The organism is Streptomyces sp. NPDC048483 (assembly GCF_040651455.1).
In the GTDB taxonomy this organism is placed as follows: Bacteria; Actinomycetota; Actinomycetes; order Streptomycetales; family Streptomycetaceae; genus Streptomyces.
Genome location: NZ_JBEZJZ010000174.1, coordinates 1 through 11,430, shown reverse-complemented (window position 1 = coordinate 11,430; position 11,430 = coordinate 1). Strand labels below are relative to the sequence as shown.

The 11,430-nt window shown below is 70.8% G+C and carries 3 protein-coding genes; 1 reads left to right on the top strand and 2 read right to left on the bottom strand.

The features are described 5' to 3' along the window. Nucleotides 1-2,750, bottom strand: a 2,750-nt coding sequence (locus AB0D04_RS40745; RefSeq protein ID WP_362712458.1) for an AAA family ATPase, incomplete at its 3' end; no start/stop codon positions are given. Nucleotides 2,751-3,162: 412 nt separating this feature from the next. Next, nucleotides 3,163-3,819 (bottom strand): response regulator transcription factor, encoded by a 657-nt coding sequence (locus AB0D04_RS40740; RefSeq protein WP_362712457.1) that lies wholly within the window; start codon nucleotides 3,817-3,819, stop codon nucleotides 3,163-3,165. A gap of 638 nt (nucleotides 3,820-4,457) precedes the next feature. On the opposite strand from AB0D04_RS40740, the gene AB0D04_RS40735 reads away from it, so the two are divergent. Further along, the coding region (locus AB0D04_RS40735) for a type I polyketide synthase (protein ID WP_362712456.1) at nucleotides 4,458-11,430 on the top strand (6,973 nt) is incomplete at its 3' end.

Sequence of the window (11,430 nt, the reverse complement as noted above, 5' to 3'; positions counted from 1 at the left end):
GGAAGATCCTCCCGGCGCTTCACATTGAGCTTGCGGTACACCTTGGTCAGGTGCTGCTCCACGGTGCTCGTCGTGATGTACAGCTGGCGGGCTATCTCCCGGTTCGTATGTTCCATCGCGGCCAGCGCGGCGACCCGCCGCTCCGCGTCGCTCAGCGTCTCCACACCGTCGGTCTGCGGCCTGTCCAAGCCGTCGGCGGTTTCCGATGTGGGCAGGAGCAGCCGGCACAGCTGCTCGGTGCCGCAGTCCCGTGCGATCTGCATCGCCTGATGACCCATCATCCGGGCACGGTTGAACTCCCCGAGCTCGTGGTGGACATGGCTCAGCTCCGCCAGCGCGCACGCCAATTCGCCACGATCACCGCAATCCTGTAGCAGCGAGATGGCCTCCCGCAGCAGTGGGGGGCGCTGCTTGAGAGGCTTCGCCGCGGCCAGCACGCGAAGCGTCATGCCTCGCGTCCGCGGGTTGTCCGCCCCCGGCATGGACAGCTGCTCCACGACCAGTTCCCGCGCGGCCTCGCTCTGGTCCATCCCGAGCTGCACCCGCGCCAGGTCGCTGCGCCACGGTACGAGCGCGGGCAGGTCCAGTGACCATTCCCGTACGAGATCACCACAGCGCCGGAAATCGGAGCGGGCTGCCTGTAACCGTTTGGTGGCCAGATAGTGGTGGCCGCGGGCGTGCAGGTACTTCAGTCCGTAGAGCCCCTGGAACGCGGCCTTCGGATCGGACCGGCGCACCAGCCGGGACGCCTCCTCGTGCTTGCTCATGGCGGTCTGCGCGAGCAGCTGCACCGACAGCGGATAGCCGATGGCCACACCCCATCCGTGCCCGGAGATGAGCTGGATCGCCTCCTTCGCCTGCCGCTCGGCTGTGGGGAAATCCCCCTGGCGCAGGGCGGTCTCGGCCAGGACCGCGCTGAGCACCGCCTCCCACGTGGTCGCTCGTCGGGCCCGCGCCTCCACCAGGAATGCCTGACAGGTGGACGCGGCCTTGTCGGTGCGACCCGCGTGGATCAGGAGGGACAGTCCGAACTGCACCACGCCGATCGAGGCATCGGACAGCGAGGCACTGGCCAGGATGGACTCGGCCCAGTCGATCGCCTTGGCATGGGGGCCGTCGCTGAGAGCGGAGGTCAGCGCGGACGAGGCGGTGAACTCGTCCGGATGTGGCACATCGTGGTCGGTGGCCCTCGGTGCACCGTCCGCCTCGCGCACCGGCTTCGGCTGCTCCCGACGCAGCCAGTGATGGAAGTTCTCGAGATTGCCCAGATCGGCCGCGATCGACGGGTCAGAGGCGTCGGTGTTGGCCTCCAGCTGCCGCAGCAGCTCCTGGGCGTCCTCCAGCCGGCTGCGCCAGAGCAGATAGCGGGAGACCGTGATCGCATCCCGCTCCTCCAGAAGCCCCTCCACTAATGCTTCCTTGAGCGGGGTGAGGTGGGAGGCGACGGCGGAGGGATCGTGGCGCCACTTCAGTCGTGCCAGCGACAGCGTCAGCGATGCGCGCAGCCTGGCGTCCTCGCAGCAGTACCGTGCGAGTTCGAGGCATTGGGTGGCGAACTCCACCTGGTCCTCGGCGAGGGCGTGGGTGCACGCGTCCTGCAACACGGCGACGGCCCATTGATCCGGTGCGGTCCCCGCGGCGATGAGATGGTCGGCGACACTGATGGGGTCGGCGCCGCTGTCGTGGAGGAGGCGGGCCGCATGCAGGTGCATCCGTGCGCTGTCGTCGAGGGGGAGGGTGTTGAGCACGGCGGCGTTGACGGCCGGGTGCCGCAGTTGCCCGTCCCTCTGTAGCCGGGAGCGGGTGAGGACGCCCATGATCTGTTCGACCCGGGCACTCTTCATGCCGGTGACCTGGCCTATGAGGGACGGGCTGGAGTGCGCACCGAGCAGGGCGAGCCCACGGGCGACCTCGATGGTGCTCTGATCCCAGCGGTACAGACAGGCGAAGACGGCCTGCTGGAACGCCTCCTTGGCGATCGGCTTCGCCGAGAGCGCTCTTCCGCCGCCGGGCTGCCGGAGCGTCCCGTCCTCGATGAGCCCGCCCAGCAGCAGTGGGTTGCCGCCGCTCACCTCGCTGTAGGCGGGGGCCAGTTGGGCCGCTGTGGCCTCGTCGACGTACTCGGTCAGCACTTCGGTGATCCCCGCCACGGTGAGCGGCAGCAGCTCGACGCGGTGGCAGTTGGGCTGTCGCAGCAGCTCGGCGCGGAAGGTGGGATGGTTGGGGGGCGAGACCTTGCAGTCGTTGATGATGACCAGCAGCCGCTCGCTCCTCAGACGCCGCAGCAGGAACAGCAGAATCTGCAGCGACGGGTCGTCGGCGTACTGCACGTCATCGACGCCGATCAACACGGTCTTGTGGGCGGCCAGTTCCAGGAGTGCGTTGCACAGCTCACGGGCGAGCTGCGCGGTGGTTTGCTCCATGACCACCGGATCCGGGCCCTCCGGGGCGGGTGCCGGGGTCTGTCTGAGCAGCGTGCGGACCTGCGGATCAACCCATGGCTGAAGCCCCTGATCGTGTAGCAACTGGCTGATGAGGCCGAATGGATGGCTCTGCTCGGCGCGAGAACCGGTCGCGGTGAGAATCAGAGCCCCTGATTCTTCAGCTTCATCGGCAAATGTATGGAGCAGCGCGGTCTTGCCGCAGGCGACCGGCGCTTCGACCAGGACGGTCTGTGCCTTGCCCTGCTCCGACTTGGAGTACAGATCCCTGAGCAGAGTAATCTCGAAGTTACGCTCTGCGAATAGCATGCACTTATCCCCCTTCCAAGCCCCCAAGTCGCCGTAAAAATTGCGTGAACGCTTGGTCAAGTGAATTTCTACGCGTGGCGGCGTTAAGGAGCTTGTCAAACCCGTTGCTACGCAAATCTATCGCATACGGTTGGCGGCTGTGCACGTCGAATACTCTGTCCGCTCCCGTCGCCCAATACGCGATGGCCTCTGCCGGTTCGGTCGGCATGCTCGCGATTCGCGCCAAACTCGGTCCGAGAGGGGCCGGCCCGCACATCGGGGCATCGCACGTCTCATCCCGCGGGAAATCCCGCCGCCGAGAGAGAAACTGACAGTCCGGCAGATATAACCGCTGCGTGACCACCATTCTCCAAGGCACGTCGGCGGTGAGTTCCGACCGCCCCGCCTCGGAGAGCCGCGCCACCCTGCGGGGTCATGCACCGGGCGCGCGGTTGAGATATGCCAACACGGCCAGCACCCGGCGGTTGTTGTCGTCGGAGGCGGTCAGACCCAGCTTGTTGAAGACCCTTGTCGTGTGCTTGCTGACCGCGCCCTCGCTGATGTACAGCTGCGCCGCGATGGCCGTGTTGGACCAGCCCTCGGCCATGAGCCGGAGGACCTCGATCTCCCGGAACGTCAGCTTGCCCATCGTCGTCGTGGTGGCGTTGCTGGTCAGCAGCTTGCTGATGACCTCGGGGTCCAGGGCGGTGCCACCGGAGGCGACCCGTCGCACCGCCTCGATGAACTGGGCCTCGTCCAGTACCCGGTCCTTCAGCAGATAGCCGACCCCGCCGGCCGCGTCGGTCAGCAGCTCTCGGGCGTACAGCTGCTCGACATGCTGGGACAGCACGAGCACGGGCAGGCCGTGGTGTTCACGGCGGGCGGACAGCGCGATGCGCAGCCCCTCGTCGGTGTGTGACGGTGGCAGTCGCACGTCGACGACGACGATGTCCGGCACGTGCTGCTGGAGAGCCTGCTCCAGCTCCGGGCCGCTGCCCACCGACGCGATGATCTCGAAGCCGTTCGAGCTGAGCAGGTTGCTGATCCCGTCCCTCAGCAGAAAAAGATCTTCGGCGAGGACGACTCGCATTGCAGCTCCAAAGGGCAGAACCTCGCGGCGGGGCGTGACCAGGCGCAGTGTACTGGCCTCGACTTGTCGGCGGTGTGAGCGCAGCGTTCGCTTTGCCGCCCATGGCTCGTTACCGCCGTCCCGGGGCGCACGTCGAGGCGCCCTCACCTCGCAGGGCCGGCGGCCACCCGGCCCCTCCTCCGCGCCGCACCACGACCATTCCGGAAGGGCCCCTTAGGGGGGTATTAGGGGTGGTAGGCCGGCGAACCCGGGACGTACGCTCGCCGAGCGAAGATATGAATTCGCTTGATTTCTTCGCCGTCGATTCGGCGATGCGGGCCTATTGCGCGCCGCATCCTGAAGAAGAGGCGTGGAGGTACGTGTCCGGTTACCCAGGCGAGTTCGTCGCGCCGGGGTGACCACAGGCGATTCGAGCGCACGTCGACGTTCGTTGCTCGTTCGGCCAGTGCGTGAACACACGGGGGTACCAGGGGCTTTGAATGGCTGAAGGGCGCAGCATGCGCGGGAATGACATAGCCATCGTCGCGTTGGCCTGTCGATTTCCGCGCTCGGCGGATCGACGTGCATTTCTTCCCGACGGGCAGGACGTCGGCCGGGACGGATCGGCGAGGCAGGCGGGGCACGGCGCGAAAGAGCCCGTGCTGGTGGTGCTGGCCCGGGAAGCGCTGCAACCACTGAGCATGTCGGCCGGCCGCCCAGCGGACAACAGTGCCGAACTCTTCCTCTGCGGGAACGCGGCGGACGACGCACCTCTCCTGCATCCCTTCTTCGGGGAACTCAAGGCCGATGCGCCCGTGCGAACCGGGCACGCCTCCCTGCCCGAATCCGTTCGCCGCGCCTGCGCCGGCCTGCTGGCCGGGGAGTCGGCGCTGGCCGTCGTCGGCGGAACCTGGCCGAACGCGGGCGGACACGGCATGGAAGAGTCCGCCCGCGCGGAAGAGCCCGGCTCGGAAGCCGGGGCGCTGTTCGTACTCAAGACGGTTTCGCGCGCGATCGACGACGGCGACCGTGTTCTGTGCGTGATGCGCGGCGGCGCGGAGCACACTCCCACGGAGAGTGGTGCGTCGCTAAGGACCGCGGACCGGGCCGACGCCGAGACCGGATGGCAGCCGGAGGTCCGGTCGGCGGCCATGCTGGCCAGGACCGTACTCCGCTGGGACCGCGGCGAGTCCGACACGCCGGATGCGGCCGGCGAAGCCGGTCACGGTGCCCAAGACGGCCGCGAAGAGGTCGCGGTCACGCTGACGTCAGACGCCCCCGACGAGCCTGGCTGCCATCTCGTCCTGTCCGCATGGGCGAAGGACGTCGGCGAGCGCGGCATGGCGTTCATGTTCTCCGGCCAGGGCAGCCAGCGGCCTGCCATGGGGCAGCGGCTCCACCGCACGTACCCCGTCTACCGGCAGGCGTTCGACGAGGTCTGTCGTCACCTGGATGCCGGGCGCGACGTGCCGCTCGCCTCGGTGGTCTTCGGGGACGACGACTTCGCGCTCCTCAACCGGACGGACTACACCCAGGCTGCGCTGTTCGCCGTCGAGGTCGCCCTGTTCCGGCTGGTCGAGAGCTGGGGGCTACGGCCTGACTACCTGATCGGGCACTCCATCGGCGAACTGGCCGCCGCCCACGTGTCCGGAGTGCTGTCGCTGGCGGACGCCTGCGCGCTCGTGTCGGCCCGCGGCCGGCTGATGCAGGCGCTGCCGGAGGGCGGCGCGATGGTGGCGGTCCAGGACACGGAAGAGAGGGTAGAGGCCGAACTCGACGGCCAGAACGGTGCAGTGGAGATCGCGGCCGTGAACGGCCCGTCCTCCGTTGTCGTCTCCGGCGACGAACAGGCCGTGCTCGACATCGCCGCACGCTGGTCGGCGGCGGGCCGCAAGACCAGCCGCCTGCGCGTCAGCCACGCGTTCCACTCCCCGCACATGGACGCCATGCTGGAGGCTTTCCGCCGCGTGGCGGAAAGCCTCACCTTCCACGCGCCGTCCATCCCGATCGTGTCCAACGTGACCGGCGACATCGCCCGCGGCGAGGACATCGCCTCCCCCGACTACTGGATCCGGCACGCCCGCAGGTCCGTACGCTTCCTGGACGGCGTGCGCCGCCTCGACGCGGCCGGAGTGGCGACCTTCCTCGAACTCGGCCCGGACGCGATCCTGAGCACGCTCGTCCGCGACTGCCTCCCCGACAGCGCCGTACCGGCCGTCGTCGTCTCGGTCCTGCGCCGCGACCGCGACGATCTCGCCACCCTCGATGCCGCCGTGGCGCGATGCCGCCGGCCGCACGACCAGGCGCCCACTTCCCCGCGCACCGCCTCTCGATCCGACGTGGTCCCCGCCGACCGGCACGGGCTGGGCGCGCTCGCGGAGCCCGAGCAGCACCGGAGGCTCATCGAGCTCGTACGCTCTGAGGTGGCACGCGTGCTCGACGTCGAGCCATCCCACCGGATCGGGGACGACGGCACGTTCACCGACCTGGGCGTCGACTCGCTGACGGCCGTGGAGATACGCGACGCGCTCAGCGCCGCAACCGGCTCACGGCTGCCGAGCACCCTCGTCTTCGACCACCCCACGCCGCGTGCCCTCGCGCAGCGGCTCCGCCACGAACTCCTCGGCGACGGCGACCCGGACTTCGGTCAGGAAGCGTCGGCCGCGGCAGCCGATCCGGACGAACCCCTTGCCATCGTGGCGATGAGCTGCCGCCTGCCTGGCGGCGTCCGGTCTCCCGAGGACCTCTGGCGTCTGGTCCACTCCGGCACCGACGCCATCACCGGCTTCCCGGAGGACCGCGGTTGGGACACCGAGCGACTGTTCCACCATGACCCGGAGCGGCCCGGCGCCTCGCACACCCGCGAGGGCGGCTTCGTCCACGACGCCGGCCACTTCGACCCCGGTCTCTTCGGCATCTCGCCGCGTGAGGCGCTGGCGATGGACCCGCAGCAGCGGCTGCTGCTGGAGCTGAGCTGGGAGGCCCTCGAACGGGCCGGCATCGACCCGCTCTCCCTGCGCGGCAGCAGGACCGGCGTGTTCGCCGGGACGAACGGCCAGGACTACGGGACGCTGCTGCTCGGCGCACCGGACGATCTTGAGGGCTATCGGGGCACCGGCAGCGCCGCGAGCGTGATCTCCGGCCGAGTGGCCTACACCTTCGGGTTCGAGGGCCCGGCGGTGTCGGTGGACACGGCCTGTTCGTCGTCACTGGTGGCACTGCACACGGCCGCCCAGTCGCTGCGCGCGGGCGACTGCTCGCTGGCCCTGGTCGGCGGCGTCACGGTCATGGCGACCCCCGCGAAGTTCGCCATCTTCTCCCGGCAGCGCGGGCTGGCGGCCGACGGCCGCTGCAAATCCTTCGCCGAGGCGGCAGACGGCACCGGCTGGAGCGAGGGCGCCGGGATGCTGCTGGTGGAGCGGCTGTCGGACGCCCGCAGGAACGGGCACCGGGTACGGGCCGTGATACGCGGTTCGGCGGTGAACCAGGACGGCGCGTCGAACGGTCTCACGGCACCGAACGGCCCCTCCCAACAGCGCGTGATCCGAGCGGCGTTGGCCAACGCCGGACTGTCCTTCGCCGATGTGGACGCGGTCGAGGCACACGGCACCGGCACCAGGCTGGGTGACCCGATCGAGGCGCAGGCGCTGCTGGCCACGTACGGGCAGGGACGGGACGAGGACCGGCCGCTGTGGCTGGGATCGTTGAAGTCGAACATCGGCCATGCGCAGGCCGCCGCCGGTGTGGCCGGCATCATCAAGATCGTCGAGGCGATGCGGCACGGGGTGCTGCCGAGGACGCTGCACGTCGATGAGCCGTCCTCGCACGTGGACTGGTCCGCGGGCGCCGTGCGACTGCTGACCGAGGCCCGGCCGTGGCCGGAGACCGACCGGATGCGGCGCGCGGGGGTGTCCTCGTTCGGCGTGAGCGGCACGAACGCGCACGTGGTGTTGGAGCAGGCGCCGCCGGCCGAGCGGGAGGAATCCGCCGGGGACGCGGCGCCCGTGGCTACCGGTGCCCGTACCGTGGTGCCGTGGGTGGTGTCGGCGAACTCCGAGGCGGGGGTGCGGGCACAGGCGGAGCGGCTGCACGGCTTCTTGGCGGCACGGCCGGAACTGTCCCCCGTGGATGTGGGCTTCTCCCTGGCGACGACGCGGGCGGGATTGGATCAGCGCGCGGCCGTGGTGGGCGACCACCGGGACGCGCTGCTGGCGGGGCTGCTCGCGCTGGCGAGGGGCGAACCCGCCGCGGGTGCGGTGCGCGGCCTGGCGACGGCCGGTGGCCGCGACCGGCTCGGGGTGCTGTTCTCCGGTCAGGGCGCGCAGCGGCTGGGCATGGGACGCGAACTGCACGACCGGTTCCCGGCGTTCGCGACGGCATTCGACGAGGTGTGCGGTCAGCTGGATCGTGCCCTGGACCTGTCGGTCCGGGCCGTGGTGTGGGGCGCGGGCCAGGCCGAGTTGCATCAGACCGTGAACGCTCAGGCCGGGCTGTTCGCCGTCGAAGTGGCGCTCTTCCGGCTGCTGGAGTCCTTCGGTATCGCGCCCGATGTGCTGATCGGGCATTCCGTAGGGGAGCTTTCGGCGGCGCATGCGGCCGGGGTGCTGTCGCTGGAGGACGCGTGCACGCTGGTGGCGGCGCGTGGACGCCTGATGCAGGCGCTGCCGCGGGGCGGGGCCATGCTCGCGATCCAGGCGCGCGAAGAGGAGGTCACCGCACAGCTGGGCGACGCGGTGTGGCTCGCGGCGGTCAACGGCCCCGAGTCGGTGGTGGTGTCCGGCGACGCGGACGCGGTCGAGGCCGTGGAGCGCTGGGCGAGGCAACGCGGCCGGAAGACGAACCGGTTGCGGGTCTCGCACGCGTTCCACTCCCACCGCATGGATGGCATGCTGGAGGAGTTCGCCCAGGTCGCCGAGCGGCTGGAGTACCGGGCGCCGCGGATTCCCGTGATCTCCACTCTCACCGGCGAGACCGCCTCCGAAGAGGAATTGTGCTCGCCCGCGTACTGGGTGCGTCAGGTCCGGGAGACCGTCCGGTTCGCGGACGCGGTACGTACGGCCGCCGTTCAGGGCGTGACCCGGTTCGTCGAGGCCGGCCCGGACAGCGTGCTGGCTGCCCTGGCCGACACCACACTCGCCGACAGCGAGACGGGCACAGTCTGCGTCGCGATGCAGCGCGCCGACCGCGACCCGGAACTCAGCCTCGTCACCGCACTCACCCGACTTCACGTCCACGGTGTGGACATCGCCTGGAGCAGGCTGTTCGCAGGCGCCCGGACGGTTGAGCTGCCGACCTACGCCTTCCAGCACCAGCGCTACTGGCTCGACGCGCCGCCCACCGCACCCGGGGCGAACTCGGCCCGAACGACAGACCTCCAGTTCTGGGAGGCCGTGGCCGACGAGAACTGGGACACCCTTCGCACCGCTCTCGGCATGCAGGACGACGAGTCGCTGTCCGCGGCCCGTACGGCGCTCTCCACGTGGCGCCAGGCCCGCGACAGCGACACAACCGTCGACCAATGGCGCTACCGGATCCGGTGGAAGACGGTCACACCCGCCTTCCCCGGGGTCCTTGGCGGGACCTGGCTGCTGGTGCAGCCCTCCGCCGACGAGACGGCCGACGCAGTCGCCACCGCGCTCACCGCGGCCGGTGCCCACGTCGTACGCGTGTCCGTGGACGGCGTCGACAACCGCGCGGCGATGGCGGAGTACATCACGGCCGTACTGGACGGCGCCGGAGAGCCGGCAGCGGTGGTGACCACCCTCGCCACCGATCCCGTACCCCACGTCCGCTTCCCGTCGCTGCCCCGCGGCATCGCCGCGGTCACGGCACTGCTTCAGGCGCTCGCCGACCTCGGCACCGCCGCACCGCTGTGGTGCCTCACCCGCGGTGCCGTATCCGCTTCCTCCGCCGACCGCCTCGACGCGCCCGCCCAGGCACTGGCCTGGGGGCTGGGCAGCGTGGCCGCTCTGGAGCACCCGCGGCTATGGGGCGGGCTCGTCGATCTTCCGCCGGTGCTGGACGACCGTGCGGCGGACCGGCTGTGCGCCGTACTCTCCGGCCGAACGGGCGAGGACCAGGTCGCCGTCAGGGACTCCGGCGTGCTGGCCCGCCGCCTGGTGCGCAGCCCCCGCGGGGCCGCCGCACGCTCCCGCACCGGCGACCGGGCCCCGCACGGCTCGACACTCATCACGGGCGGCACCGGGGCGCTGGGCGCGGACGTGGCCCGCCGGCTGGCCCGCGACGGCGCCGAGCACCTCGTACTGACCAGCCGACGCGGTCCGAACGCCCCCGGCGCCCCCGACCTCAAGGCCGAACTCACCGCCCTCGGCGCGGACGTCACCATCGTGGCCTGCGACGCGACGGACCGGGAGGCACTGGCCGCGCTGCTCGCCGGGCTGCCCGCGGACCGCCCGCTGCGGGCCGTCGTGCACGCCGCCGGAACGCTCGCCGACGGCACACTGGAGACGCTGACGCCCCAGCGATTCGCGGACGTGCTGGACTCCAAGACGCTCACCGCACATCATCTGCACGAACTGACCGCCCACCTCGACCTGAGCGCCTTCGTCCTGTTCTCCTCCGACACCGGCACGCTGGGCAGCGCCGGCCAGGCCAACTACGCAGCGGCCAACGCCTATCTCGACGCCCTCGCGCAGCACCGCCGGGCGCAGGGGCTCGCGGCCACCTCCATCGCCTGGGGCCCGTGGGCCGGGCACGGCATGGCCGCACGCGGCCCCGCTCATGACCGGCTGCGGCTGCGGGGACTCGGCGCCATGGCACCGGATCTCGCCATCGGCGCCCTGAGCCAGGCCCTGGACGACGACGAGACGCTGCTGACCGTCGCCGACATCCAGTGGGAACGGTTCGCGGCGGCGTTCACCGCGGCCCGCCGCAGCCCGCTCCTCAGCGAGCTGCCCGAGGCCGAACAAGCCGTCACCGGCACGACCCCCGACGCCCAGGACACCGCCTCACCGGCCGGTCGCCTGGCGGGACTCCCTGCGCCGGAACGGCTGCGCACCCTCACCGAGTCGGTACGCACCCACGCCGCATCGGTGCTCGGCCACGCCGACCACGACGCGGTGGCCGCGGACCGCTCCTTCAAGGAACTCGGCTGCGATTCGTTGACCGCCGTCGAGCTGGCGAACGTGCTCGGCGCGGCGACCGGCCTGCGACTGCCTGCCACCGCCGTGTTCGACCACCCGACGCCGCGCGCGCTCGCCGAGCACCTCCTCGCCGAGCTCTTCCCGGACACCGGTGCCCCGCACGCCGCCGACGCGACGACGACGCCCGCCACCTACGCCCAGGGCGCCGACGATCCGATCGCGATCATCGGCATGGCCTGCAGGTTCCCCGGCGGCATCCGGACCGCGGAGGAGCTCTGGACCTTCGCCGCCGAGGGCCACGACGCGATCGACGACTTCCCGGCCGACCGCGGCTGGGACGTCGAGAGCCTCTATGACCCTGACCAGAACGGGCCGGGCAAGTCCTCCGTACGCACGGGCGGCTTCCTGCACGACGCGGCCGAGTTCGATCCGGAGTTCTTCGGGATCTCCCCGCGTGAGGCGCTGGCGATGGACCCGCCAGGCCGTGCGCCCGCCCGTCGACGCCGACGCGGTCCGCTCGGAACTGGAC

Excerpts from the sequence above, each read along its gene's own strand:
- AB0D04_RS40740 (WP_362712457.1), bottom strand. The coding sequence starts at position 3,819 with ATGCGAGTCGTCCTCGCCGAAGATCTTTTTCTGCTGAGGGACGGGATC.